At 35.8% G+C, this 24,766-nt stretch carries 27 protein-coding genes and 1 riboswitch; of the genes, 16 read left to right on the top strand and 11 right to left on the bottom strand.

All coding sequences use genetic code 11. From position 1 onward, the window contains the following. Nucleotides 1–26 precede the first annotated feature (26 nt). Together CLU97_RS14445 and CLU97_RS14440 are read left to right on the top strand one after the other, a co-directional pair. Nucleotides 27–629 (top strand): MarC family protein, encoded by a 603-nt coding sequence (locus tag CLU97_RS14445; protein ID WP_121488555.1) that lies wholly within the window; start codon nucleotides 27–29, stop codon nucleotides 627–629. 5 nt (nucleotides 630–634) lie between these two features. After that, a complete protein-coding gene (locus CLU97_RS14440; RefSeq protein ID WP_121488554.1) occupies nucleotides 635–835 on the top strand; it encodes a hypothetical protein in 201 nt (66 codons plus the stop codon). A 326-nt stretch (nucleotides 836–1,161) separates the two neighbouring features. Here the strand turns inward: CLU97_RS14440 and CLU97_RS14435 are convergent, their stop codons facing one another. The 5 genes from CLU97_RS14435 to CLU97_RS14415 all read right to left on the bottom strand — a co-directional run bounded on the left by CLU97_RS14435 (nucleotide 1,162) and on the right by CLU97_RS14415 (nucleotide 5,763). Beyond that, nucleotides 1,162–2,130 carry a chorismate-binding protein gene (locus tag CLU97_RS14435; protein WP_121488553.1) on the bottom strand — a complete coding sequence of 323 codons (969 nt, stop codon included), beginning with the start codon at nucleotides 2,128–2,130 and terminating at the stop codon, nucleotides 1,162–1,164. Between the two features lie 154 nt (nucleotides 2,131–2,284). After that, nucleotides 2,285–2,713, bottom strand: coding sequence for a PaaI family thioesterase (locus CLU97_RS14430; protein WP_047378514.1), 429 nt, complete (start codon nucleotides 2,711–2,713; stop codon nucleotides 2,285–2,287). A 90-nt stretch (nucleotides 2,714–2,803) separates the two neighbouring features. Further along, nucleotides 2,804–3,385, bottom strand: coding sequence for a 1-acyl-sn-glycerol-3-phosphate acyltransferase (locus CLU97_RS14425; RefSeq protein WP_121488552.1), 582 nt, complete (start codon nucleotides 3,383–3,385; stop codon nucleotides 2,804–2,806). A 315-nt stretch (nucleotides 3,386–3,700) separates the two neighbouring features. Further along, nucleotides 3,701–5,422 (bottom strand): PspC domain-containing protein, encoded by a 1,722-nt coding sequence (locus CLU97_RS14420; RefSeq protein WP_121488551.1) that lies wholly within the window; start codon nucleotides 5,420–5,422, stop codon nucleotides 3,701–3,703. An 11-nt stretch (nucleotides 5,423–5,433) separates the two neighbouring features. Beyond that, nucleotides 5,434–5,763, bottom strand: coding sequence for a PadR family transcriptional regulator (locus tag CLU97_RS14415; protein ID WP_002977573.1), 330 nt, complete (start codon nucleotides 5,761–5,763; stop codon nucleotides 5,434–5,436). A gap of 373 nt (nucleotides 5,764–6,136) precedes the next feature. On the opposite strand from CLU97_RS14415, the gene CLU97_RS14410 reads away from it, so the two are divergent. Together CLU97_RS14410 and CLU97_RS14405 are read left to right on the top strand one after the other, a co-directional pair. Continuing rightward, nucleotides 6,137–6,838, top strand: a complete 702-nt coding sequence (locus CLU97_RS14410; protein ID WP_147436489.1) for an XAC2610-related protein — start codon at nucleotides 6,137–6,139, stop codon at nucleotides 6,836–6,838. Between the two features lies 1 nt (nucleotide 6,839). Next, on the top strand, nucleotides 6,840–7,436 hold the full coding sequence (locus CLU97_RS14405) for an HD domain-containing protein (RefSeq protein WP_121488549.1): 597 nt from the start codon (nucleotides 6,840–6,842) through the stop codon (nucleotides 7,434–7,436). Nucleotides 7,437–7,484: 48 nt separating this feature from the next. On the opposite strand, the gene CLU97_RS14400 is transcribed toward CLU97_RS14405, so the two are convergent. From CLU97_RS14400 to CLU97_RS14380, 4 genes are all read right to left on the bottom strand, one after another. After that, nucleotides 7,485–7,868 carry an acyl-CoA thioesterase gene (locus tag CLU97_RS14400; protein ID WP_002977578.1) on the bottom strand — a complete coding sequence of 128 codons (384 nt, stop codon included), beginning with the start codon at nucleotides 7,866–7,868 and terminating at the stop codon, nucleotides 7,485–7,487. A gap of 117 nt (nucleotides 7,869–7,985) precedes the next feature. Beyond that, nucleotides 7,986–8,166: riboswitch (cobalamin riboswitch) on the bottom strand. A gap of 34 nt (nucleotides 8,167–8,200) precedes the next feature. Further along, complete coding sequence (locus CLU97_RS14395) at nucleotides 8,201–9,001, bottom strand: hypothetical protein (RefSeq protein ID WP_121488548.1); 801 nt, start codon at nucleotides 8,999–9,001, stop codon at nucleotides 8,201–8,203. A 30-nt stretch (nucleotides 9,002–9,031) separates the two neighbouring features. Beyond that, nucleotides 9,032–9,694 (bottom strand): ATP-binding cassette domain-containing protein, encoded by a 663-nt coding sequence (locus CLU97_RS14390; protein WP_121488547.1) that lies wholly within the window; start codon nucleotides 9,692–9,694, stop codon nucleotides 9,032–9,034. Between the two features lie 452 nt (nucleotides 9,695–10,146). Next, the gene (locus tag CLU97_RS14380; RefSeq protein ID WP_121488545.1) at nucleotides 10,147–12,294 is read right to left on the bottom strand and encodes an endonuclease MutS2; all 2,148 of its coding nucleotides are present in this window, start codon (nucleotides 12,292–12,294) and stop codon (nucleotides 10,147–10,149) included. Between the two features lie 164 nt (nucleotides 12,295–12,458). Between CLU97_RS14380 and CLU97_RS14375 the strand changes: the two genes are divergently transcribed. After that, a complete protein-coding gene (locus CLU97_RS14375; RefSeq protein WP_121488544.1) occupies nucleotides 12,459–12,968 on the top strand; it encodes a GNAT family N-acetyltransferase in 510 nt (169 codons plus the stop codon). Between the two features lie 76 nt (nucleotides 12,969–13,044). Next, nucleotides 13,045–13,686: a uracil-DNA glycosylase gene (locus CLU97_RS14370; protein WP_121488543.1), complete on the top strand. Its 642-nt coding sequence runs from the start codon at nucleotides 13,045–13,047 to the stop codon at nucleotides 13,684–13,686. Here the strand turns inward: CLU97_RS14370 and CLU97_RS14365 are convergent. Beyond that, on the bottom strand, nucleotides 13,673–14,170 hold the full coding sequence (locus tag CLU97_RS14365; RefSeq protein WP_121488542.1) for a hypothetical protein: 498 nt from the start codon (nucleotides 14,168–14,170) through the stop codon (nucleotides 13,673–13,675). The genes CLU97_RS14370 and CLU97_RS14365 overlap by 14 nt on opposite strands. Nucleotides 14,171–14,186: 16 nt before the next feature. Further along, entirely contained in the window at nucleotides 14,187–14,678 is a 492-nt protein-coding gene (locus CLU97_RS14360; protein WP_121488541.1) for a DUF456 domain-containing protein, read from the bottom strand. Nucleotides 14,679–14,952: 274 nt separating this feature from the next. Here CLU97_RS14360 and CLU97_RS14355 point away from each other — a divergent pair, with 274 nt between their 5' ends. From CLU97_RS14355 to CLU97_RS14310, 10 genes are all read left to right on the top strand, one after another. After that, a complete protein-coding gene (locus CLU97_RS14355; protein WP_121488540.1) occupies nucleotides 14,953–16,221 on the top strand; it encodes a mechanosensitive ion channel family protein in 1,269 nt (422 codons plus the stop codon). 154 nt (nucleotides 16,222–16,375) lie between these two features. Then, the gene (locus CLU97_RS14350) at nucleotides 16,376–17,095 is read left to right on the top strand and encodes a pyridoxine 5'-phosphate synthase (protein ID WP_121489756.1); all 720 of its coding nucleotides are present in this window, start codon (nucleotides 16,376–16,378) and stop codon (nucleotides 17,093–17,095) included. Nucleotides 17,096–17,188: 93 nt separating this feature from the next. Next, on the top strand, nucleotides 17,189–17,968 hold the full coding sequence (locus tag CLU97_RS14345) for an alpha/beta fold hydrolase (protein WP_121488539.1): 780 nt from the start codon (nucleotides 17,189–17,191) through the stop codon (nucleotides 17,966–17,968). A gap of 115 nt (nucleotides 17,969–18,083) precedes the next feature. Then, nucleotides 18,084–18,323, top strand: a complete 240-nt coding sequence (locus CLU97_RS14340; protein ID WP_121488538.1) for a microviridin/marinostatin family tricyclic proteinase inhibitor — start codon at nucleotides 18,084–18,086, stop codon at nucleotides 18,321–18,323. A gap of 47 nt (nucleotides 18,324–18,370) precedes the next feature. Next, nucleotides 18,371–18,598: a microviridin/marinostatin family tricyclic proteinase inhibitor gene (locus CLU97_RS14335; RefSeq protein WP_121488537.1), complete on the top strand. Its 228-nt coding sequence runs from the start codon at nucleotides 18,371–18,373 to the stop codon at nucleotides 18,596–18,598. A gap of 73 nt (nucleotides 18,599–18,671) precedes the next feature. Continuing rightward, on the top strand, nucleotides 18,672–19,628 hold the full coding sequence (locus tag CLU97_RS14330; protein WP_121488536.1) for an MvdC/MvdD family ATP grasp protein: 957 nt from the start codon (nucleotides 18,672–18,674) through the stop codon (nucleotides 19,626–19,628). Continuing rightward, entirely contained in the window at nucleotides 19,621–20,625 is a 1,005-nt protein-coding gene (locus tag CLU97_RS14325; protein ID WP_121488535.1) for an MvdD family ATP-grasp ribosomal peptide maturase, read from the top strand. The genes CLU97_RS14330 and CLU97_RS14325 overlap by 8 nt, the downstream gene beginning before the upstream one ends. Nucleotides 20,626–20,882: 257 nt before the next feature. After that, complete coding sequence (locus CLU97_RS14320; RefSeq protein ID WP_121488534.1) at nucleotides 20,883–21,896, top strand: NAD-dependent epimerase/dehydratase family protein; 1,014 nt, start codon at nucleotides 20,883–20,885, stop codon at nucleotides 21,894–21,896. Next, nucleotides 21,893–23,662, top strand: coding sequence for an AMP-dependent synthetase/ligase (locus CLU97_RS14315; RefSeq protein WP_121488533.1), 1,770 nt, complete (start codon nucleotides 21,893–21,895; stop codon nucleotides 23,660–23,662). The genes CLU97_RS14320 and CLU97_RS14315 overlap by 4 nt, the downstream gene beginning before the upstream one ends. A gap of 21 nt (nucleotides 23,663–23,683) precedes the next feature. Continuing rightward, nucleotides 23,684–24,742 carry a diphosphomevalonate/mevalonate 3,5-bisphosphate decarboxylase family protein gene (locus CLU97_RS14310; RefSeq protein ID WP_121488532.1) on the top strand — a complete coding sequence of 353 codons (1,059 nt, stop codon included), beginning with the start codon at nucleotides 23,684–23,686 and terminating at the stop codon, nucleotides 24,740–24,742. Nucleotides 24,743–24,766: the final 24 nt, after the last annotated feature.

Raw genomic sequence — 24,766 nt, 5'->3', positions numbered from 1 at the left:
TTTGCGAAATTTTTAATTACAAAGAGATGGAAATTTTTGATGGTTTCTCTATTAAAGAGATCGTTACCAGCTTCATGGTTCTTTTCGCCGTTATTGATATCATCGGCTCGGTTCCTATTATCGTAAGCCTTCAACAGAAGTTTGGACAGATTGAAGCCGGAAAGGCGGCAATCACTGCAGGTCTTATTATGATTGTGTTCCTGTTCGTAGGAAATAAAATTCTTAAGCTTATTGGAGTAGACGTAAATTCTTTCGCTATTGCCGGAGCTTTTGTGATTTTTGTCATAGCCCTGGAGATGATTTTAGGGATTGAAATTAATAAAACAACCGAAGCAAAGGCTGCATCCATTGTACCCATCGCATTTCCACTGGTAGCAGGAGCTGGAACGCTAACTACTGCGCTGTCTCTTAGAGCTGAATTTCATGATATTAATATTATCTTCGGAATTGTTCTTAATACAATTTTCGTATATTTGGTGCTGAAATCTGCGAAATGGCTGGAGAAGAAAATTGGGGATGCTACTTTAATGATCCTTCAGAAAGTTTTCGGAATCATCCTTTTGGCAATTTCAATTAAATTATTCACTGCAAATTTTGCCCAATTAGTGCAGAATTATATTAATTTTTAAGAGTCATGAAGAAGTTTTATAAAGTATTTTTAGTACTGTTTATTGTATTCATCACCATCAATCTTTATGCTATCAACTGGCAGGCAACAGATATTTTAGGAGATGAAGATAACATTAGATTTGCATTCTCAGCGGGAGCTGCCGCAATAGGTCTTATCCTGCTTTTTGTAATGGATACCTGGAGCAGAATCGGTTTAAAGAAATAAATTGAATATTTCATTTATAGATATAAAGCCTCTTTCATTTTGAAGGAGGTTTTTGTTTTTTTAGGTGGCAGGTTTTTGGTAGCAAGGGCTAGGTGATAGTAATTATGAATTATGAATTTGAGCCGTTATTAAAAACATTATTGGATTTCATATTCAATAGGAATTGGCTTTAGCCATACTTATAATTATCGTGCAAAGTTCGCAAAGGTATTATTAGTGACTTTAAAATCATTCGCAAGGGCGTTCTCAGCAAAGAAAAATATACGCAAACATCCGTGCAAATTTGTGCAATCTGTGATTAAATTAATATGTAAAAACAATATAATCTAAGAAATAGCCAAGTTTTTCAATATCGCTTCAGATTTCAGTTCTGTTTCTCTCCATTCTTTGCCCGGATTGCTTTGAGCTGTTATTCCGCCTCCCACAAAAATATGTACAGAATCTTTATAAAGCCTTGCACAACGTAGATTCACAAAATAAAGAATGCTTTCTTCGGTTTCTACTTTAATATAACCGGCATAGAATTCGCGGGGGAATTTCTCATACTTACGAATACTCTCATTACAGAAATCCTTTGGAATTCCACAAACAGCCGGAGTAGGGTGCAAATCCTGAATGATGCTGTCCAGATCGCTTGGCTGAATAGTTGTTTTAAAATCTGTTCGTAAATGTTTTATGTTCCCTGAAATGTGATCGTAGGTTTCCGATTGTTCTACATTTTCAGAGTAATTTTTCAGAATATCCTGAATATAAGAGGTTACGGGTTTCTGCTCTTCTATTTCTTTTTCAGACCATGCTTCAGGTACGGGAAGAGTTCCGGCAAGAGCCATGGTTTCAAACTCGTGAGTTGATTTATTAAACTTTCCTAAAACTTCGGAAAAAGCTCCCATCCAGGCATTTTCTCCATCATTAAACAGATATCTGAAAGCATTGGGATAAGATGTACATAAGTTCTTAAAACTCTCTGTATAATTGATAGTATTAAAGTCTGCAAAGATCTTCCTTCTTGAATAGACAAGCTTTGGTAAGCTGTTTTCTTTAATGACTTCAATTACTTGCTGTAAAGTACTGCAGTATTCTTCTTTGGTTTCCGCGGAAGAATTTGTAGTGTCATCTTTCAGAACGTCACTGGTGATGAGAGTTTGATCAAATTTAGCAGGATTTATTTCAAAAATATCTCCGTTGAAGCTGATTTGATCTAAACCGTTATAAGAAATAAAGTGAACTGCATTTTTAGCATTTTTTTCATCTGCAGACAGTAATCTCTCGTCGAAAGGGAGTTTGAAATAAATCATGAGCTAAGAAGGGATTTTGAAAAATTATCGCTAAATATTAGTATTAATTCCAGAGGTAATTTTCCTTTCTACAAAGGTATTATTAGTCTTAAAAATGTCAAAATAAAAAGAGCCTAAATTTACTTTAAGCTCCTTATTTTTATGTTGTGATAAGTTATCTGTTGATGATATTGTTCGTCATTGTGGTATGATTGATCAAAACACCTTTTTCATCACGGATTTCAATTTCTGATACATGCATTGTTTTTCCTTTTCTGATAAAACGTGCGGTAGCAGTTACAATTCCGTCCTTTTTGCTTCTTAAGTGGTTCGAATTGATATTGGTTCCCACTCCGTAATATTTTTCACCATCAATAAAGATATTAGACAGGCTTGACCCTAAAGTTTCAGCCAAAACACAGCTCGCTCCTCCGTGCATAATCCCAAACGGCTGATGAGTTCTCGGAAGAACCGGCATCGTAGCGGTAAGGGTTTCATTTTCGAGATCAATATCTATGAATTTTATTTCAAGGGTTTTGGCAAGCGTTACATCTCCCCAGTTATTGATGAATGCTAATATTTCTTCTTTTGTCTGACCTTTCATTTTTTATAATTGATAATTAATTTTGCATCTAGCATCTAGCATCTAGCATCTAGCATCTAGCATCTAGCATCTAGCATCTAGCATCTAATTCTATTCAGTACCCATAATATTAGGATTCCAGTTTTCAGGAACTTTAGGAACAATGTCATTTTTTACATAATAGTCCTGAATTTCCTGCATGATTTCTGAAAAAGGAACAGAAGCTATTCTTTCGTAGGGGATTGTATAGCCCAAATACACAATATTCCTTTTGAAATCCCCAGCTGCCAGTACAATAGGAACTTTTGCAGCGAGTGCCATGTGGTAGAAACCTTTTCTCCATTTCGGAACCCAGCTTCTGGTACCTTCCGGAGTAATTACAAGGCTAAAATCTTCTTTTGCAAACTGGTTGGCTACAAAATTGACCAGATCATTTTTCTGGCTTCTGTCTATACCAATACCTCCAAGTCCTTTTACTACACCACCGTACCATGCCTTGGTGTGAGCGTCTTTAATGATGATTTTTAAAGGTTTTTCCAGCGACCAATAGGCGAAGTTTCCTAAAATGTATTCCATATTATGGGTATGTGGCGCTACCACAAGGATACACCTGTTCAGGTTGTTGACATCGCCCTGGAGAACAACTTTCCAACCTAATATTTTTAGCATTGCTTTGCCTATCAGCTTTTTCATAGATTTCTTGGATTAAAAACAAAAAAGTATAACCAAACTTTGGTTATACTTTACAAATATATTGAAATATTATCGCTCTTAAAACAAACCGCTAATTAAATCTACGATTTTCATTACGAATTCCATTGCAAATTGTATCATGACAAGTATGTGTTTTTGGTTGATTGGTTATTAAATTTTAGTTGTACGAAATTAAAACTTTTTTTCCACATAAGAAACTAAATAAAGCTTTATTTTCACTTTTCTGAGAGAAGAAGGGTGTGAATTTCAAACGGTTGTCTTTCACTCACACCTTCTACCACTCTCTGAAGTTAATTATTTAGTTTGTATGGAAATTTCGTTTTTCCCGTCTTTGATTTTGATGTCCATATCTTTATTAGATTTTTTGATGTTGGACACTGCAGAATCAATTACTTTCTTTGCCTGGTTGTTCGGAACTTTTTTACCGTTTACAATGATGCTGTCTTTATCATCAGAGTTAAATTCAATACTTGAACCGTTTACCGTGATTTTATTTTTTTCAATTCTAACACCGTTGTGGTCTTCGTCTGTGTCCTGATCTTCATCATTGATACCATCTCCGTCCAGGTCTCCATCCATATGGATACGATCTTTATTCATGGATAAAACAACTGCTTTTTGCGGAACTACAAGTTCATAGTTTAAACTATAGTCTCTGAATCTGTGTTCGTATGGATATTTGATGTAGTTGGGAAGTAATACTTTGTTGTTCACAATTTCTACAGGAACTGTCATCTGGATGGGGAAGTTATATCCTTTTCCTTCTTTTTTAATGATGAGATAAGGGGTTTTAATATCTGGCTTTCTGGTTACATCTACAGAAATATAGTCTTCTTCGAACACTGTTCTTTTGTCAGAATAAATATCATTGTTGTAAGCTTTGAAATTCTGAGGAATATTGATCTGTTTTACATCCACATACACCGTATCTGAAGTAGTGTTGATGGCTACATTTTCTACATCTTCTTTGCTTCCTCTATAGATCATATCTTTCTTAGCCATGCTGATTCCGAAATAAGTTCCCAATCCGATCAGAAGAAGGAATAAACCTCCTATTACCCATCCGATATTTCTCAGTTTTGTTTTTGGAGAGAAAATCTTAATGCTTAATAAGCTGAAAAGGATTGCCGGAATTAAGCTTCCGATGACCATCATGGCAGCCAGTACTTTATCAAGTCCCTGATCATCCATATAGAATCTGATCTCGTTAGCTCCCGGGAAATCTGTATCCATTCCGAAAAGACCGAATAAAACAAATACTCCGATAATGCTTCCTACCGCCATCAATACGAAGAATCCTCCTACAATATACTTGAATATATTCCATACTCCGCTGCTTGCGTTGCTGATGTAAGGTTTGTTTTCGTTATAGATTTCTCCGACCCTCTGAGTAGATTCATTGGCAAACTGTACCAATTTATTAGACTCATTCTTAAGATTGTCGAAGTTCATAGGCTTTCCCTGCATTTTCAGGAAATCTGCCGCTGTTTCAGCTTTTGGAAGTACGATCCAAAGGATTACATATAAAAGACCGATTAATGAAGAAGAGATAGCAGCTGTGAAAATTCCTAATATGAAGATTCCCAGCCAGATTGCTCTCATGGTAGTAATATCCATTCCTACATATTGAGCTAAACCTGCGCAAACCCCTGCTACTTTTTGTTTTTCCGGATCACGGAACAGTTGTTTTTTATCGGTATAGTTAGTTCCTGAATTGTTATTTCTTGTTGATGTTTTTTCAGAAAAATAAGCTTCTTCCTGTTCTTCAATTTTTTCAGGGCTTCCGATCTGTGCGATTACCTTTTCTACATCGGTATCGTTGATCACTTCACGTTTTCCTAAAGAATCTTTGAAAATCTCCACCATTCTTATTTCTATGTCATGCATTACTTCATCAGCCTCAGAAGCATCCAGAGAGCTTCTCAGAGCATTCAGGTAATCGCTGAGCTTTATATATGCGTGTTCTTCTATGGTAAAAGAAAAACCTGCGAGTCCTATTGAGAGTGTCTTGTTCATAGCTTTGTTTTTTAATTTTGTTGGGTGATTTGGTTTACTGAGGCTGTCAGTTCATTCCATGTGTTTAGAAGTTCATCCAGAAAAAGTTTTCCTTTTTCTGTGATCTGATAATATTTTCTGGGTGGTCCTCCTGTAGATTCTTCCCATCTGTAAGAGAGAAACTCTCCGTTTTTAAGTCTTGTAAGAAGAGGGTAGAGGGTTCCTTCCACTACATCCAGTTTTCCTTTTTTCAGTTCGTCAATAAGATCAGAAACATACATTTCTCGATTATTGATGAGACTTAGAATACAGAATTCCAGAATTCCTTTTCGCATTTGCGCTTTGGTATTTTCGGTATTCATCTTTGATAAGTTTTGTTAATTAGTTATATTCTTAGAAAAATGCTCCTAGCTAGCTGAGCCTATTCTAATTTTACATTACAAAGATATGTAAATAAAATGGTATTATGCAATACAAAGTAGTGTAATTTTTGAAATAAATAATTTAAATAGTTGATAATCAATTAAATAATTTTTAATTGAATTTTTGTAAAAAATGAATATAGATAAAAAATGCACGAAAAATCTTTAAAATTCCAATGAATTTTAGAGAAAATGAAAAGAAAGCAGGATCTTATCTGTTAGCTATTACTGATTGCTCATCACTCATCATATATTAATTTAGTATTCGTATTTTTGTTAGAAATAAAACACACCTAAATCATTTACTATTACCATGAATATATTTAGTAAGTATAGGCATTTGCCGGCTTTTGTTCTGCTTGGACCTGCATGTTTCGGACAATATCAGTTTGAGATTAAAAATGCCTCAAAGAGCTATGATGCTATCCTCCAGATAGAAAACTGTTATGATGACAGATGTGGAGGAAAAGGAAAGGTGGAGTTATTTGATAACAAAAACAGCAAAGTACAGACTTTTGTTTCTGATGATCTTGTTTTGTATGCTGAACAAGGGCAAAAACTGATTCCAAAGAAATTGATTCCTCTTTCAAAAGATCAGCGGGCAGTGATTATAGATGACTTTAATTTTGACGGAACAGAAGACGTGGCAATAAGAAACGGGAATATGGGAAACTATAGCGGTGCATCTTATGATGTATATGTCTTCAACAAAACAAGAATGGGGTTTGAGAAAAGTGATGAGCTTACAGAGCTGGGTTCAAACGGTCTTGATATTTTTGATGTGGATGCTCAACGTAAACGCCTCATCACCTATGGAAAATCCGGCTGCTGTGATATTTTTACTACAGAATATGCTGTAATTCCGAATAAAGGACTTGATAAGGTCTTTGAAAAAGAGGAAGATATGACTGTTGAGGGCCGCGTAAAAGTAACTACAAAAGAAAAGATAAATAATAAATGGATTACCAGAACAAAGGTATATCCGTCAGATCAATATAACAGAAATAAGAAGTAAGATGAAAATTCAGAAAGAGATAGATTTTATTCTGGCAGTAGATGCGCTTAAAAATGTACAGCGAAGAAATTATAATGCAGATGATTCCCGAAGAGAAAATACAGCAGAACATTCATGGCAGATTATCATTCTGGCTCAGATTCTTTATCCGTATGCTAAAAACCGCGCAGATATAGACTTATTAAGGGTAATAAGAATGCTTTCCATTCATGATCTTGTAGAGATTGAAGCCGGAGATACTTTTATTTTTGATGAACAGGCCATGGTAGGAAAGTTTGAAAGGGAAAAAGCATCTGCCCAAAAGATTTTTGGAATATTGGATGAACCTTTGCGTACAGAATTTTTTAATCTATGGCTTGAATTTGAAGATGAGAAAACACCGGATGCTGTTTTCGCCTGTGGGATTGACAGAATCATGCCGTTTATCTTAAACTCCCATACTTCAGGGAAAAGCTGGACGGAAGCCGGAGTAACAGAAAAACAAATTCGAAATATGCTTGAAAATGCCATAGGCAGAGCATCAGATGAAATGGGAGAGGCTTTTGATGTGTTACTGAACAGAAGTCTGGAAACAGAAAAAGTGATCAAATCACTTTAATGAATATATAATATGTTTCGGGCGGCCAAAGGCCGCCCGAAACATTATTTATAGTATTTGGATTGGTTTCTTGAATTCGTCAATCGCCACAAAAGTAAAATCACCTACAATGGCTTTTTCTCTTTCATAGGAATACATCTGTTCTGTGTAGATCTCAACGTTTACCTTCATACTGGTCTTTCCCACGTAGGAAACTTTCCCGATCAGCTCAACAATTGTTCCGGCAGGAATAGGTTTTTTGAAATCTATTTTGTCACTGCTTACCGTTACCACTCTTTTTCTTGCAAATCGGGTAGCAGTAATGAAAGCTACTTCGTCCATCAGCTGCATAGCCGTACCACCGAAAAGGGTATCATAATGATTGGTTGTGTTAGGGAAAACCGCTTTAAAGATTCTGGTTTCGGATGCTTCAATTCTTTCTTCTGTAGTCATATATCATTATTAATTAAAGCGAAATGAAAATAGATATTGGAGCAACAGAACAATAACAGGAATCAAGAGAATTCCTGAGATAATTCATCAGATCAATACAACTTCAGATCGCGAAAGTTACTTGTTTAAGAAATAGGCAGGTCTCCTGACTTGTAACATCTTTTATCTCCTTCCCATGCCTCGCACAGTGGATCTTTGATAAAGATTACAGTTACTTACAGTTGCGCGACAGTCCGTGATTTTCACACGGTTCCCTTTTAATCTGCAGTGATGCAGAACCAATTTCTATGATGAATAAGCGTTAAAACTTTTCGGTGGCAAAAATAATGAATTTATTCCGGATTATGGTAAATAATCTGGCTGATTACTCTTCCTTTCTTGATAGTCCAAAGGGTAGTATATCTGTTTTCTCCTGAACCGTTGATCATATAAAGAAAGATATTATCGTTGTCCAGGGAGGTTACACCTACATTCTCAAAATCCATGGTAGGCTGGAACATATTTTTGATGGCTTCTCTTACGAAAACAGATCCTCTTCCTGGCTGCTGTACCCTGATAGATTTAATCTCAGTCATTCCTTCGGGAAGGTCATTTCCAATTCCCCACGGTTTTACTTTATCAATGGTAAGAAGTTTTCCCTCTGCATCTTTTTCCTTTTTACGGTATCCGGCGTTGGAAGGATAGATGTCAATCACTACTTTGCTTCTTTGGGCAGTAGGAACTTTGGGATCAGAATTATCTGTGAAAATAAGTGATTTTCCATTTTTGGACTTGGAAGGCGTATAAGCCGGAAGCTGGTCAATATAAGCAATACGCTCTTTATTCACCATTCCTTCTTTGTCCAGCGTTTCATAACGTACAAAAGGTTTGTCATCATCCTGCTTTTCCGGATATTTAATCCAGATCCATTCCGTTTCTCCGGGAGCAGGCTTTACATAAACAAAAACATCACCTTTACGCATACGGATCTTATCTACAATTTTTCTGTAATTGTCCTTATGAACGCGTACATTGGCATATCCTTCTTCAGCCTTTACAACTCCGAAAGGAACTTTATTCTGCCCTTTTACAAAAGCGATAGATAAAATACTGAAAGCAGATAAATAGAATGCTTTGTTTATGAAAGTCATCATGAAAATTTTTTAATCCTTCAAATATATAAATTAAATGCTTTTCGGAAGATAATTATAGCGCTGCAGTTCACTTAAATCTTGTATTTGTTTCAGATGACCGCCAGAAAGCAGATAGATATAATCAGAAATATCCAAAACATCCTTAAAGTTATGATCAGAAATAATAAATCCTTTATAAGAAGATTGCTGGCGGATATTTTTCTTTAATTCTTCAGTAACTTTTGGAGAAAGACTGTGAAATGGCTCGTCCAATAAAATAAAGTCTGCTTCAGAATAAATGACCATAAGCGTTTCAATAATTCTCTGTTCACCTTTGGAGAGGGTTTTAGGTTTTTGATCAAGGAAAGGCTGTATGAATTCTGAAGTAAAGAGCAGCTCAGTATTTTTCTGATTACAAAAAAGAGGAATCAGATTTTTGATTTTTATATATTTTGGTAAAAAAAGATCCTGTGGCAAATAGGAAATTCTGTTTTTTCTATCGGATATGCTTTTCAGAATTTTATTGTCATATTTTATAAACTGAGTATCGCCATGTTCCACTCCAAAGATAATTTTTAGCAGCGTTGATTTTCCGCTTCCATTTCTGCCAAGTAATCCCATGATTTGTCCTGTTTCACATCCTATATAAATATCCTGCAGGATTTTTCTTTCATTAAAAGATTTTGTTACACTATCAACATGCAGTTTACTCATAATAAGAATAATGTTATAATTTTTACAGCGAGACTTAATAATAGGGTTCCTGTCCAAAGAAAAGTTCTTGAAAAACCTGAATGAGCATAAAAATAATATTCACTTTTAAATCTTAATTCATAAATAAAGTAATGAAGGACAGGTGCAATTAAAAGAAAACTTAAACCAAATGTTTCAAGGCTGAAGGGAAGCAGAAAAGAAATAAGCAATGAGAACAGCAAGGCGGGAATCAGTATCTTTTTATAAAAAATCCAAAGAATAGTAAAGTTTCTCGCCATGTTCAAAATATTAAGAATTAATATGCCTGTACAATATTATATCTACCTTCAAATATATTAAAAACGTTTATATGAAAGAAAAAAATACAGATTCCATGAAGAAATTAAAATAAAAAAGAGAGAGCACCAAAAGTGCTCTCTCTTACTATTTGCGTTAATGTAATTGCTGATGAATTAAATTCTTTCTAGTTCATCTGCATCAATTGTGGTTTTGAAAGTTCCGTAATTGACGATCACTTTGTTGCGTGAAATTTTTTCAATGGTTCCCACACTGGTACTTCCGGTAATACGAACACGCTGCCCGATTTTCATCCAGACGGCACGGTCGGTTTTACGTTGTTCTTCCAGTCTTTCATTGGTTTCAGCAATTTTTTCAATTACTTCTTCCTTTTTCAGCTGTTGAGTAATTTTTCTCTTCACAACCTGCAGACGTTTCGTTTCATCTTTATCACTTCCTAATTTTCTGAATTTCTCCTGTTCAAGAAGCTTTACAAAGTCTTTTACAACATCCTTTCTGGATTTCCCTTTGGTATAGCTGTCTATAAATGCTTCAATCTTGTTTCCGAACTGAAGTTTACGGTGTTCTTCCTCATACAGTTTCTGGAAATTGAATAATTTCTGCTGAAGCTGGTCATTCAGTTTCTGAAGGTTATCACGTTTGTCTTCTACAGATTCCTTTCTTTCAGCAAGATCAGATTTTAGTTTTTCTACTTCAAACTTTTCCTGTTGCAGTTTTACAATCGTTTTATCAAGATTAACGATATCGTGTTCCACCTTTTTCTTGGCAGAATGAATGATGAATCTTGGGATTTTATTCTTTTCCGCAACCTCAAAAGTGAATGAGCTTCCTGCCTGTCCTACTTCCAGTTTATACATCGGTTCCAATGTTTCTTCATTGAAGAGCATGGCTGCATTCTGTGCGTTTGGAAGCTGTTCTATCACCAGTTTAATGTTGGTATAGTGAGTTGTGATAATGGCAAAACTCTTTTTATCATAGAAAAACTCCATGAAACTTTCTGCCAGGGCACCTCCAAGCTCAGGATCAGAACCTGTACCAAATTCATCAATTAATAAAAGCGTATTGGCATCAGCCTCACGGATGATTCCTGACATTTTCTTTAACCTCGATGAATAAGTGGACAAATGGTTTTCAATAGATTGGTTATCACCAATATCAGTCATGATTTTCTCGAAGAAAAACATTTCAGATTTCGGATGAACCGGAACAAGAATACCACTCTGAATCATCAGCTGTAATAATCCTACTGTTTTCAGGGTAATTGATTTTCCACCGGCATTCGGACCGGAAATACAGATAATTCTGTTATGATCCGTTAGAGTTAGCGTCTGTGGATGGATGATTTTGTTTTCAATCTTATTTCTTAACCATAACAGAGGATGATAAGCATCTTTTAATCTTAATGTTTTATGATGGTTGATTTTCGGAAGAATTCCGTTGGTCAGTTCACCAAATTTTGCTTTAGCTCTCGTAAGATCAAGGTCAAAAATATAAACCTGGTATCTCCATAGCTGTGGTTGAAATTCCGCCAGTTCTGCAGTAAGTTTACGGAGAACTTTATCAATTTCTTTCTTCTCTTCCTCTTCATTTTCACGAAGCTTGAAATAATGCTTTACAACGCTGTCCGGCTGAATATAAGTGATAGAACCTGTTTTAGAAATTCCTAATGTTCTTCCTGCGACCCTCTTTTTAAATCCTGACTTTACTGCCAGAACTCTTTGGTCATCAATAATGGTTTCCCGGATGTCATCCAAAAAGTCACTTTGTCCATACGTGGTAAGCGCACGGTTGAAATTTTCCTGAATCGCTTTTTTAGCATGCTGAATTTCAGTTCTTATGCCTTTCAAAGCAGGGGAAGCTTCACTTTTTACTTCACCAAAACGGTTAAAAACCTTCTCTACCTTATCAATGATCTCTTTTCTGAATTCCAGCACAGAAACCTCTTCTAATAAAGTAGGAAATGTTTCCGGCATGGTAGGGAAGAACTTCTGAAGTTTTCCGATCTGTTCCGTGATGGTTTTTATTCTGATGAAAGCTGCATTTTCCAGACGGTAATTCTCAATCAGCATCAATTTCAGCTCACTTTCAATATCTTCATATTCATCAAACGGAATCGCATTTGAACTTTCAAAACTGGACAGATATTCTGACGTTTTTTTTAATGAAAGTTCCGCCTCGTCAATTTCCATGGGACGAAGTTGAAGAATTTTTTCTCTTGTTTTGGGAGAATACGCAAATGGGGAGATTTCCGCGAGCAATTGCGGAAACTCTAATTCGTCTAAATCTTCTTTATCTATATACACAGTGCAAATTTAGTGAGAATTTTGATTATTACGTATATCTGAGAGATTTACAGAATAAATTACCTTTGAAATTGATGATTATTAAAGTTACTCAAAATGAGTAACAGAATATAATAACCTTTGCGTTGATATAAATTATGATATTCTTTTATTACATTTGAGATATGAAACTGGAAACCAAAAGATTATTACTGAGAGACATCAACGAAAGCCACGTTGAGGATATTTTACGCATTCGAAGCAATGAAGTAATCAATCAGTTTGTTATAAGGAACTCACCGAAAAATAATTATGACGCGCTCCAGTTTATCTTGACCATTAAAGAAAGAACTAAAAACAACCAAACCATTTATTTGGGGATTTCTTTAAAAGATCAGCCGAATCTTATCGGAACAATTTGTCTCTGGAATTTTTCTAATGACAGAAAAACTGCAGAAGTCGGTTATGAATTATTACCGGAATACCACAGACAGGGAATTATGTCTGAAGCATTGAAAGCCGTTTTAGATTTTGGTTTTAATGAAATGCATTTGGATGAAATTATAGCCATCACCAATAAATTCAATGAAAATTCAAAAGGAATTCTCCTGAAACATGATTTTATTTTGTTGGAAGGAGAAAAGGATGAAGGATTTCCGGATAATATTATTTTTAGCCTGAAAAGATTTTCCTGAAAATGATAAAAAGTTTTTCCTGATTTTCTATTTTTAAAAATAACCTTGCTTATTTTAATATTACTATTTTTGCAGTATGACCTGGACAGAAGTTTTAGCACCTATAAAGAGCACAGAATACTTTACAACCCTTTGGGAGAAAGTGAAAAATGAATATGCCACAACAAAAGTTTTTCCTCCGAAAAATCAGATTTTCAGAGCATTGGAGCTTACTGCTTTTGATGATGTGGAAGTGGTTATTATTGGGCAGGATCCTTATCATAATGATTATCAGGCCAACGGTTTGTGTTTTTCAGTTTCCGAACAGGTTACCGCGCCGCCATCCCTTAAAAATATTTTTATTGAACTAAAAGATGATCTTGGAGTTGAAAGAACTTCCAAAGAGCTTGATGACTGGGGAAGACAGGGGGTTCTGCTACTGAATGCAACTCTAACGGTTCGTGCCCATTCTCCAAATTCTCATAAAGATCTGGGCTGGGAACAGTTCACCAACTTTATCATTAAGGAAATTTCAGACAAAAAAGAGAATGTAGTTTTTGTATTGTGGGGCGCTTTTGCACAAAAAAAAGCCGAACTCATAGATCCGGCTAAGCATTTTATTCTGAAATCGGCACACCCTTCACCATTTTCTGTTTACAGAGGTTTTTTTGGAAGTAAGCCTTTTTCAAAAATTAACGAGTATCTTATTTCCAAAGGGAAGAAGCCTATTTCGTGGTAGAATCTGCTCTTTTTATCGTAATTCCGATTTTATATTTTCCTGCTAACGCTTTTGTTCCTTCCTGTTGTTTAGGATAGGGAGCTACATCCTGTAAGGTAATAATATATCCGTTGAACTCTGCCGACTGTCGGTAATTTCTTCCCGGATAATCTATGCTGGCAAGATTCAAAATAGCAGGTCGGGTAGCAGTACCCATTACTTCTACCTGAGCAAGAGCAGCTCCGGCCCAGATACAGTTAACCCCTTCCGGACAACGGCTGTCTTCAGAAACCCCTTTGAAAGTTATATTCATCTGATATTCTTTCAAAAACTTATTCTCACCTTCACTAAGGTACAGAATGCTGTCTTTCTGATTATTAGAATTCATAGCTTTCGGATTGGTTTGTACTTGAGCAGCTTTTGTAGCTGCCTTAGATTTCTTTTGGGCCTCGCATCCTGTTAAGGTAAGTATTCCCAGACTGAGTATGATAGCTTTATGGAACATAGTTTCTTATATTTAATTAAATGACATTGAACATATTAAGAAGTACTACCAAAAACATTGCCACTCCTACCACAAAGCTAAATCCGGTTCCATAAATAAACCCAATTAAAGCTCCTTTGGTAGATTGTAAAGCTTTGTTCATGTCTTTACTGTCATGAAGCAACTCACCGATAAATACTCCTGCAAACATCCCCACAAGAAAGCCTAAGGGAATCGGTATAAATATTCCCACAATAGTTCCTATTACAGAACCAATACTTCCCCAGCGTGTTCCACCATATTTTCTGTTGGTTTTTGCAGGGATAACATAGCTTAACACTATAGAAGCTGCTGTAAGAATCCCGAAAGCCCAGATATAGATCATAGGAAGATCCGCATCCGTCCCGAATTTATAGAGCAGAAGTCCGCATATACTCAGCAAAAGTCCCGGTAAAACAGGAAGAAAGGTTCCCAGTATTCCGACAAACAGGAGAATAAGACAGAAAATATTAATAACCGTTGTATCCATTCTTTTTAAAAATATACCTGCAATATAAAAAAAGTGACCTTATAATAAGCCACTTTGAGAACTGAGTTATAAAATTTTATTACCAATTTAGAATTACGTATTTCAGAATAAGTCCTGCTTTACCGATATTTCCGCTGCTGGAATTTCCTATACATGACCCCATTGTATGATTCATAATGTATTTTTATAAAATATCTTCCTATGAATACTTTTTGGGATGAAAATTGATTGTGAATAATGAAATGATGATTCTTAATTTCATAAATTTGCTGTAATGAATGACCAGTTACAAGAAACTAAAAACTTTATACAGGAGCTGAGCGAGCAGCTTTACATTTATATTACCCAGATTTCACCTTCCGGGCTGGATTGGGTTTTCCATATTATTGTAAAACTAACCCTACTTCTTGTTCTGTTTTTTATTACTGATTTTATTTTTAAATTCATTATCAATTCAGTTTTCAGACTATTTCATAACGAACAGAAGTTTCCCATCTTAAAATCTATTTATCAGGCCAAAATCACCAATTCTGTAGCTCATTTTGCAGCTTTAATTGCTGTAGCAGGGATCCAGGGGTCTATATTTCCGGAAAATGCACTGCCGAAAACCACTATATTTATTATACGATGTATCAATTTGGGATTGGTATTGATGTTGGCTGGTATGTTGTACAGGTCACTGACGGCTTTCAGAAACTATTTCAGCATCAAGCAGGATTTCTACAAAATTATGGCACTGAATGCCATTTCAGAAACGGTAAAGATTTTGGGACTCTTTATCTTTACTGTAGTAGGACTTTGTGTGATTTTCGGGATCAAAGGAACCACAATTGTAGGAAGTTTAGGAGCTATTACAGCGGTTCTGGTACTTGTTTTCAGAGATACGATTTTAGGATTTGTAACAGGGCTTCACGTTGCAACCTCTAAGAATTTAAAAGTAGGAGACTGGGTAAGCATTCCTAAATACAGCATCGAAGGAAATATTACGGAAATTAACCTTTTAACGACAAAAATCACCAATTTTGACAAAACGGTTTCTACTATTCCTACTTATGACCTCATGACAACGGAGATCAAGAACATGCAAGTGATGTCTGAATCGAATACCAGAAGAATTAAAAAATCAATTTATTTCAATATCAATTCTTTTAAATTTCTGACGGATGAAGACGTTGAACGTTTGAAGGAAATCAATCTGATTTCAGATTATCTTGAAGAAAGAACATCAGAGATCAAAAAGGAAAAAGAAAGCCTGGAACATAATGATAAAATTGTGAATGGCAGACAGCTTACCAATATTGGTGTATTCAGATATTATGCTCAAAAGTATATTGAAAATGATCCGGACATCGATAAAAACGGAACAAGAATGGTTCGTCAGCTGGATATCACTCCACAAGGGCTGCCTTTGGAAGTGTACTGTTTTGCCAATGACTCCAAATGGGAACGTTTTGAACAGATTCAGGCAGATATTTTTGACCATTTGCTGGTGGCTTCAAAAGAATTTGAGCTTCAGGTAATGCAGGTAAGTATTAAAGTGTAGAAAAGCTGGAAGTTTCAGCATCTTTAAACAAATTTTAAATTAAACTTTTAAATGATCATAAATGTGGAAGACCAATAGAAGTACAAAATCTGGATTTACTCCCAGCCTTGAGCTTCCAGCTTCTTACATTTCATATCTAACATCTAAAATAACAATGACAAAACTAAGCGTAAACATTAATAAAATTGCGACGTTAAGAAATGCAAGAGGAGGTGAAACCCCAAGTGTTACAGAAGCTGCTGTAAAAATTCAGGAATTCGGAGGACAGGGGATTACCATCCATCCAAGACCTGATGAAAGGCATATCACAAGGAAAGATGTCTATGATCTGAAGCCGTTGGTTACGACTGAGTTTAACATTGAAGGAAACCCTCACCAAAGCTTTATCGATATGGTTTTAGAAGTAAAGCCCGAGCAGGTGACTCTGGTACCGGACGCTGATGATGCTATTACTTCCAATGCTGGCTGGGATACAAAAAAACACTTGGATTTCCTTACAGAGATCATTGCGGAATTCAAAAAAGAAGGCATCCGTACTTCCATTTTTCTTGATCCTTTGCCGGAGCTTGTAGAATATGCTGCTAAAACAGGAGCCGACAGAATTGAGCTTTATACGGAAGCTTACGCGAAAAATTATCTTACAAATAAAGAACAGGCTATAAAACCTTATTACGACACTGCTGTTGAGGCCACCAATTTTGGATTGGGCATCAATGCTGGGCACGACTTAAGTTTAGAAAACCTGAAATACTTTTCAGATATCATTCCAAATCTGTTGGAAGTGTCTATTGGGCACGCTTTGGTTTCTGAAGCGCTTTATATGGGATTGGAAAATACAGTTCAGGCTTATTTGAAGAGACTGGCGAAATGGTAATAATAAGAAACCAGAAGCTAAAGATTAGAAGTTAGTAAAGCTTCGTTTTTAGTTTTTAACTTCTGGTTTCTCATATCTAAACTTCTAAGAAAAATGGAAATTTTAAATTCAAAAATATTTGGCGAAAACTTAACGAATACGCCGCTACTTGTATTTCACGGATTATTCGGAATGCTTGACAACTGGGGAAGTTTCGGAAAGGATCTGGGAGAATATCTTCCGGTACATCTGATTGACCTTAGAAATCACGGACGAAGCTTTCATTCTGACAGCATGTCACACGATGATCTGGCAGATGATATTGCACGCTATATGGATCACTATGGCATTCAGAAAGCCCACGTACTGGGGCATTCATTGGGAGGAAAAGCAGTGATGCAGTTTGCTGTAAAATACCCTGAACGTGTTGAAAAACTGATTGTTGTGGATATTTCTCCAAAAGCTTATCCGCCGCATCACCAAGGGATTATCAAAGCGTTGGAAACAGTAGATTTCAATACGGTATCTTCAAGAAATGAGGTGGAAGCTGTTTTGAACCAATACATTCCTGAAAAATCCACGATACAGTTTTTAACGAAGAACCTGTATTGGGATGATAATAAAAAGCTGGGCTGGAGATTCAATCTTAAAACATTATCTGAAAAGTATACTGAATTTGTTTCCAATGCAATAAAATTCGGTGTTTTTGATGGAGAAACCCTGTTTATAGCAGGAGACAGATCTAATTATATCCTGCCACAGGATGAATTTGGAATCAAACAGCAGTTTCCCAAAGCTAAGGTGATAACGGTAAAAAATGCAGGTCATTGGGTGCAGGCTGAAAATCCGGTTGATTTTGCAAATGTTGTTAAGGGCTTTCTTGGATTGGGTTAATTTTATCCTTTTATTTTTGATATTATGTTAAATTTTTATTAAAACTTAATATTATTTCTCCATGAGTTGAAATTTTTGTACTTTGGAATTGTCAAAACAATAAAAATATTAACTTATGGAAAACAAAAATTCAAAAAAGAAGCCATTTTTTGCGTCATTCCTGGAAAAACAGGTTAAAGACCCTGAAACAGTAAAAGGAGGAGGTATTACTTCTGTACTTGCAGATCAGATTACTTCAGTAGTAAAGGATCATATCACTACTACAGCGCTTGAAGATAGTGTTACAAAGCCTAATAATGACAATGTAACCATGAAATATCCTTCAGACGGTGATGAGGATGTTTTAGATGTATAAGAAAATAAAGCTTAGGCTTAATTATATCAAACCAAAACTAAAACATTATGAAAAGTAATAACTCAAAGAAGAAGCCGTTTTTCGCGTCATTCTTAGAAAAACAGGTGAAGGATCCTGAAACAGTAAAAGGAGGAACAGATATCATTTCAATTCCAGAAAGAGACATGATAACAAAGCCAGCCGTAGACACGGTAACTTCTCCAAAAGATGATTTAATGCATACCATGAAATATCCATCTGACGGTGATGATGATACAATCTTTGTTCCACTATAAAAAACAGTAGAATATTTTAAAAATAATAGGGGAAACTTAAAGTTTAAGTTTCCCTTTTTAATACAACCGGCAAATGATTCTCTGCATCACCCATTCACAGGATTTTTATAATATTGATCTCTTTTTCGAATACCTGGCTTCCCAAAATATTCCTTATTTCAGACTGAATTCTGACCGCCTGAATCATTTTCAGAAAATCAGCATTTATGAAGATTCATTTGAATTGACAGATGAATACGGAAATACCATACATTCTGAGAACATCAATGGAGTATGGCATCGGAAAGCCTGGAGAATTAGTGCTCCCGAAGAGCTGGATCAGGACTATGAAAAAATCTTTATGAAAGAATATGGAAGTCTCCGATACAACCTGCTGACAGCTTTGGAAGATATTCCTTGGATCAACCCCTATGAAAATGAAAAAAAAGTTGACGGAAACAAGATATTTCAGCTGAAAATTGCACAAAGAAATAACTTAATCATCCCAAAAACCATTTTTTCCAACGATGAAGAGAAAATAAAAACATTTTTCTATCAATACTGCCAGGGAAAAGCTATTGCAAAGCTGCACGGAGTAACGGCAAAAACAATGTCAGGTGAAAACATGATTTCCTCTACCATTATTGAAGAAGAATCCTTGGAACACCTGTCTGATATTGCGTATTGTCCGATGATCTTCCAGCCTTATATTGACAAAGAATATGAACTGAGAATTGTTTATGTAGACGGCGAATTCTTTACAGGAAAGATCAATAACAGTGAAAATGCAGATTGGAGAATAGCCCGTGAAGGGTATTTCTGGTCTGCCTATGAACTTCCGGATTCTATTAAAACCAATCTCACTTCTATGATGAAAGAAATGGGATTGTATACAGGAGCCATTGATGTGATCAAAGGAAAAGATGGACACTATTATTTCCTTGAAGTAAATCCACAAGGGGAATGGGGAATGCTGCAGAAAGAACTTGGTTTCCCCATCGCAGAAAGAATTGCCGATAATCTTATCAAAAGAATTAATTTCCATGAATAAAATTTTAATTATTACCCATACCGCAGATAATTTTTCTATTGAAAAAGTAACAGAATACATTGGACAAAATGGATGCGAAGTCATTCGTTTTGATGTTGATATTTATCCTTTACAAAACAAGCTGTCCACTATTTTCCAGGATGGGGAATGGATAAGTTACCTTGAAACTCCAGACGCAAAACACCGTTTGGATGATATTTCTGCCATCTGGTACAGAAGAGCTTACAATATAGGAAGCGGACTCAGGGAAGAAATGGATTCCAAATTTTACGGAGCTGCAATGGGTGAAATTCGCAATACCCTTTTCGGCTTTTTTGAGTCTGTAGATGCCTATTCTTTGGGAAAACCGAGTGTTTACAGAAGACTGGACAGTAAGGAAGAACAACTGAAAATTGCAGATAAATTAGGATTGACCATTCCGGCAACCTGTCTTACAAACAATCCGGATGAAGCCAGAAAATTTATCCTGAAACACCAAAATGTAGTAGCCAAAATGCAAACCGGTTTTGCCATCTATGAAGACGGTGTGGAAAATGTAGTGTATACCAACGTAGTGAGTGAAGATAAGCTGGAAGAGCTGGATTCATTATTGTACTGCCCGATGCAGTTTCAGCAAATGATTCAAAAGAAAAAAGAACTTCGTATTACTATTGTGGGAAGAGATGTTTATGCATTCGAAATAGACTCTCAACAGTCTGAAGACGCTAAAATAGACTGGAGAAAAGACGGAGTTAATCTCTTAGATAAATGGAACAGAACAGAACTTCCGGCAGATGTAGAAGCAAAACTGCTTGAACTTCTGGATGTTTACAACGTAGATTACGGAGCGATAGACATGATTGTTTCTCCCGAAGACGAATATTATTTCATCGAGATCAATGCCGCAGGAGAGTTTTTCTGGCTGGATAATCTTACAGAAGGAAACCTTATTTCCAAAAGCATTGCAGACGTTCTCTGCGACAAAGCACCAAGAAGAAATAATGAGGTAATGGCTTAAAAATAATATGCTTTTTAAGCATAAAAGTCCTGAAAGTTGTAAATCCTTTCAGGACTTTTAATTTTGAACATCTATTGTGGTTAAAATTTCCAGGTTTATTGTTTTCAGAATGATAATATTGGTTAAATTAAGCTGAATTATGCTTTAAAAATCGCAAATTTGCAAAAGCGGTTTTTCAGGGAAATTTTTACAGGAACCTGAAAATTGCCGGATAGAAAATATTGTTATATTTTAGTCAGCAATCAAGAAAATAATTAATGATTTTTGTAACGGGTGCTACCGGAATTCTGGGAAGAATAATTGTACTGGAACTTCTTAAAAGGGGTAAACATGTACGTGCTTCCAAAAGACCGGGCAGCAATATAAGCGAAGTAAAGCATTCATACAGCTTTTATACGGAGAATCCTGACGATTTTTTTAATAAAATTGAATGGGTAAACGTAGATTTTGATGACCTCGATTCTTTGCAAACTGCACTGATAGGTGTAGATGAGGTATATCATTGTGCTGCAAAAGTAAGCTTTCATCCGAAAGATGAAAAAGAAATGTACCGTACCAACATCAAAGGTACAGAGAATCTTTTATTTGCCTGTGAAGGATCAGACGTTAAAAAGTTTCTCCATGTAAGCTCTGTTGCTGTTCTTGATAGTTATAATGAAAAAGGAGAGCTGGATGAAGAATCTGATTTTAATCCGAAACTGGAACATTCTGCCTATGCTATTTCCAAACATTTATCCGAAATGGAAGTATGGAGAGCCTCAGCAGAAGGTCTCAATACTATTATTATCAATCCTGGAATGATTGTGGGAAGCGGAAACTGGACTCAAAGCAGCGGTGAACTTTTCTCTACCTTTGAAGACAATAGTTTTACCTTTTCGGGAGGTTCCGCTTATGTTGATGTAAGAGATGTTGCCAATACTGCCATAGGATTAATGGATAATAATCTTTTCGGAGAACGTTTTATCATTGTCGCTGAAAATAACAGATATGCTGATCTTGCAAAACAGGTCAGAATCCGCCTCGGGCTTAAAGATGCCAGAATTCTTTCACAATCTGTATTAAATATCGGAAGAATAGCCAACACCCTTTTCGGATGGCTGATCCCTAAACTGAAAATGGTCACTAAATCAAATATTGAGGCCATTTCTTCCTTCAACACCATTTCCAATCACAAAGTCAAAGAAAAGCTGAATTATCAGTTTATTCCCGTAAAAGAAAGTATAGACTTTCATCTGAATAATTATATTAACGACAAAAAGCTGAAGAAATGAATCTTGCAGAGGCAATTATCCTTAAAAATGTAGAAAAGCATCCTATAAAAGGGGCAATCGGGTTTAAAAAGAAAGATGCAGGTTGGAAAGAGCTGAGCTGGAAAAAATTCAGTGAAATTATTTTTAAAACAGCCAATGCTTTAAAAGAATCCGGAGTTCAGGAGAATGACAAAGTCGCTATTTATTCAGACAATTCATCAGAATGGATGATCATGGATCTGGCTTCAATGGCTATTGGTGCTATTACGGTACCTATTTATTCAACCAATAATGCTGAGCAGGCAGAACATATCATTAACGATTCTGGAGCTAAAGTTGTTTTGGTAGGAAATCAGATGCAGTATGACGCCTGTCTTGAGTTTTTACATAAAGAAGAAAACAACCTGAAAACGATTATTGTTTCCAAAAAAGCAGTGTGGATCAAAAAAGAATTCAACAGTTTTTATCTTGAAGATTTTATTGCAAAAGCTTCACCGAAGCTGGAGATCTGTAAGAAAGAAAATGATGATACCGCAACATTAATTTATACTTCCGGAACCACCGGAACCCCAAAAGGAGTAATGCTTACTCATGGAAATTTCATCAAAGCATTCGACTCTCATTTTGAATTTTTTAAGTTTAAAAATTTTGAAGAAGAACTTTCATTGGCATTCTTACCATTAAGCCATGTCTTTGAAAGAAGCTGGAGTTTATTGAGTCTTTATGGAGGTGCCCGTGTTTATTTCCTGGAAGATCCGAAAAACGTAGCCAAAGCACTGGAAGAAGTAAAGCCTACAGCCATGTGTGCTGTACCAAGATTTTTCCAGAAGGTCTATGCCGGAGTTTTGGAGAAAGCGGAAGAAGGTTCATCATTAAAGAAAAAAATCTTTGACTGGGCACTTAAAACCGGATGGGAAACTTCAGAATTAAGAAGAAATGAAAAGCCGATTCCTTTTGGATTAAAATTCAAGGAAACTGTTGCAGATATGCTGGTTTTCAGTAAAATTAAAGATAAAATGGGTGGCAGACTTTGGTTTTTACCTTGTGGTGGAGCGTCATTGTCTCCGGAAGTTACTCGCTTTTTTGAATCAGTAGGAATTCACGTAACCGTTGGTTATGGATTAACAGAAACTACAGCCACATTGACTCTTTTTCCTTTGACTCATTTTGAACATGGAACCAGCGGAAAACCGCTTCCGGGAGTAGAAATGCGTATCGGAGAAAATGATGAGATCCAGGCGAGAGGAAACGGTATCATGAAAGGATATTACAATAAACCTGAAGAAACCCAGAACGTATTTACAGAAGACGGATGGTTCAAAACCGGTGATGCAGGAAAGTTTGACGATAAAGGAAACCTGATCATTACAGACAGGATCAAAGATCTGATGAAAACTTCCAACGGAAAATACATCGCTCCTCAACAAATCGAAAACCTCCTGACGAATAATAACTTTATCCAGCAGATTATGCTGATTGCTGAAGCAAGACAGTTTGTTTCAGCATTGATTGTTCCCAATTTTGAATTTTTACAGGATTATATCAGGAAAAATAATATTCCTTTTACCAATTTGGAAGATGCTGTAAAAAATGAAAAGGTAATCAACTTTTATAAAGAGAAAATTAAAGAATTGCAGGATCACCTTTCAGACTATGAAAAAGTGAAGAAATTCACCCTAATGCCGGCAGAATTTGATATCAATACCGGAGAAATTACTCCTACATTGAAAGTCAAAAGAAATGTAGTGATTAAAAAATATGCAGATATTATAGAAAAAATGTACTAAGCGGTACACTTAAATTAAACTATGACGACACAAGATTTTATAGGAAAAGAAAATTTCAATATTCATACACAAACGGTTTCAGAAAGCTGCCCGTCTAATATTGCCCTGATTAAATATTGGGGAAAATATGATAATCAGATTCCTGCCAACCCTAGCATCAGCTATACTTTAAACCATTGTAAAACCAATACTTCAATGGAATTTACAGCAAATGATACTTTTTCAGTACAAACTTTCCTGTCTGGAAACGAAGAAGTGAAATTTGCCGAAAAAATTGAAAAATATTTCAAAAATATAGAAAAATACCTTCCCTGGATTTTAAAAGGAAAATATATCATCAGAACAGAAAATACATTTCCACACAGTTCCGGGATAGCAAGCTCAGCTTCAGGATTTGGAGCCATTGCAAAATGTCTGATGGCATTGGATGCTTCATTTACTGAAAAGACATCTGAAGAAGAATCTTTGAGAAAAGCTTCATTTTTAGCAAGATTAGGAAGCGGAAGTGCATGCCGAAGTTTATACAATGGACTTGTAGTGTGGGGAAAAACGGATGAGGTAGAAGAGAGTTCAGATCTATTCGGGGTACAATATCCGGATGCTGAAATTCATGAAGTTTTCAAAAACTTTAATGACTGGGTTCTGTTAATTCATGAAGGCCAGAAAAGTGTTTCTTCAACCGTAGGACATGGCTTGATGAATACCAATCCTTATGCAGAAAGAAGGTTTCAGGAAGCAAGGGAAAACTTTGTTCCGATGAAAGAAATCCTGAAAAACGGAGATATGGAACGTTTTATTAAGCTTGTAGAGCATGAAGCCCTTACATTACATGCAATGATGATGATGAGTGATCCTGCTTTTATCCTGATGAAAACAGGTACTTTGGAAGTCATCAATAAAATATGGGATTTCAGAAGAGAAACCGGTCTTCCTTTATTCTTTACGCTGGATGCCGGAGCCAATGTTCACCTTCTGTTTCCAAATAATGGGTCGGAAGAACAGATCAAAGCCTTTATTGAAGCTGAATTATTACAGCACACTCAAAAGAATGGAGTAGTGAAGGATATAATGAGATTTTAAATAAGAATAAATATTCAATAGGAG

The sequence above is a fragment of the Chryseobacterium sp. 7 genome (assembly GCF_003663845.1).
Taxonomy (GTDB): Bacteria; Bacteroidota; Bacteroidia; order Flavobacteriales; family Weeksellaceae; genus Chryseobacterium.
Note: the sequence above shows the minus strand (reverse complement) of the source record. Positions and strands in the feature narration are given on the sequence as shown.

Bases quoted from the DNA above. Each gene is read 5' to 3' on its own strand.
- CLU97_RS14445 (WP_121488555.1), top strand. From the start codon at position 27: ATGGAAATTTTTGATGGTTTCTCTATTAAAGAGATCGTTACCAGCTTC.
- CLU97_RS14440 (WP_121488554.1), top strand. From the start codon at position 635: ATGAAGAAGTTTTATAAAGTATTTTTAGTACTGTTTATTGTATTCATC.
- CLU97_RS14435 (WP_121488553.1), bottom strand. From the start codon at position 2,130: ATGATTTATTTCAAACTCCCTTTCGACGAGAGATTACTGTCTGCAGAT.
- CLU97_RS14430 (WP_047378514.1), bottom strand. From the start codon at position 2,713: ATGAAAGGTCAGACAAAAGAAGAAATATTAGCATTCATCAATAACTGG.
- CLU97_RS14425 (WP_121488552.1), bottom strand. From the start codon at position 3,385: ATGAAAAAGCTGATAGGCAAAGCAATGCTAAAAATATTAGGTTGGAAA.
- CLU97_RS14420 (WP_121488551.1), bottom strand. From the start codon at position 5,422: ATGAACAAGACACTCTCAATAGGACTCGCAGGTTTTTCTTTTACCATA.
- CLU97_RS14415 (WP_002977573.1), bottom strand. From the start codon at position 5,763: ATGAATACCGAAAATACCAAAGCGCAAATGCGAAAAGGAATTCTGGAA.
- CLU97_RS14410 (WP_147436489.1), top strand. From the start codon at position 6,137: ATGAATATATTTAGTAAGTATAGGCATTTGCCGGCTTTTGTTCTGCTT.
- CLU97_RS14405 (WP_121488549.1), top strand. From the start codon at position 6,840: ATGAAAATTCAGAAAGAGATAGATTTTATTCTGGCAGTAGATGCGCTT.
- CLU97_RS14400 (WP_002977578.1), bottom strand. From the start codon at position 7,868: ATGACTACAGAAGAAAGAATTGAAGCATCCGAAACCAGAATCTTTAAA.
- CLU97_RS14395 (WP_121488548.1), bottom strand. From the start codon at position 9,001: ATGATGACTTTCATAAACAAAGCATTCTATTTATCTGCTTTCAGTATT.
- CLU97_RS14390 (WP_121488547.1), bottom strand. From the start codon at position 9,694: ATGAGTAAACTGCATGTTGATAGTGTAACAAAATCTTTTAATGAAAGA.
- CLU97_RS14375 (WP_121488544.1), top strand. From the start codon at position 12,459: ATGAAACTGGAAACCAAAAGATTATTACTGAGAGACATCAACGAAAGC.
- CLU97_RS14370 (WP_121488543.1), top strand. From the start codon at position 13,045: ATGACCTGGACAGAAGTTTTAGCACCTATAAAGAGCACAGAATACTTT.
- CLU97_RS14365 (WP_121488542.1), bottom strand. From the start codon at position 14,170: ATGTTCCATAAAGCTATCATACTCAGTCTGGGAATACTTACCTTAACA.
- CLU97_RS14360 (WP_121488541.1), bottom strand. From the start codon at position 14,678: ATGGATACAACGGTTATTAATATTTTCTGTCTTATTCTCCTGTTTGTC.
- CLU97_RS14355 (WP_121488540.1), top strand. From the start codon at position 14,953: ATGAATGACCAGTTACAAGAAACTAAAAACTTTATACAGGAGCTGAGC.
- CLU97_RS14350 (WP_121489756.1), top strand. From the start codon at position 16,376: ATGACAAAACTAAGCGTAAACATTAATAAAATTGCGACGTTAAGAAAT.
- CLU97_RS14345 (WP_121488539.1), top strand. From the start codon at position 17,189: ATGGAAATTTTAAATTCAAAAATATTTGGCGAAAACTTAACGAATACG.
- CLU97_RS14340 (WP_121488538.1), top strand. From the start codon at position 18,084: ATGGAAAACAAAAATTCAAAAAAGAAGCCATTTTTTGCGTCATTCCTG.
- CLU97_RS14335 (WP_121488537.1), top strand. From the start codon at position 18,371: ATGAAAAGTAATAACTCAAAGAAGAAGCCGTTTTTCGCGTCATTCTTA.
- CLU97_RS14330 (WP_121488536.1), top strand. From the start codon at position 18,672: ATGATTCTCTGCATCACCCATTCACAGGATTTTTATAATATTGATCTC.
- CLU97_RS14325 (WP_121488535.1), top strand. From the start codon at position 19,621: ATGAATAAAATTTTAATTATTACCCATACCGCAGATAATTTTTCTATT.
- CLU97_RS14320 (WP_121488534.1), top strand. From the start codon at position 20,883: ATGATTTTTGTAACGGGTGCTACCGGAATTCTGGGAAGAATAATTGTA.
- CLU97_RS14315 (WP_121488533.1), top strand. From the start codon at position 21,893: ATGAATCTTGCAGAGGCAATTATCCTTAAAAATGTAGAAAAGCATCCT.
- CLU97_RS14310 (WP_121488532.1), top strand. From the start codon at position 23,684: ATGACGACACAAGATTTTATAGGAAAAGAAAATTTCAATATTCATACA.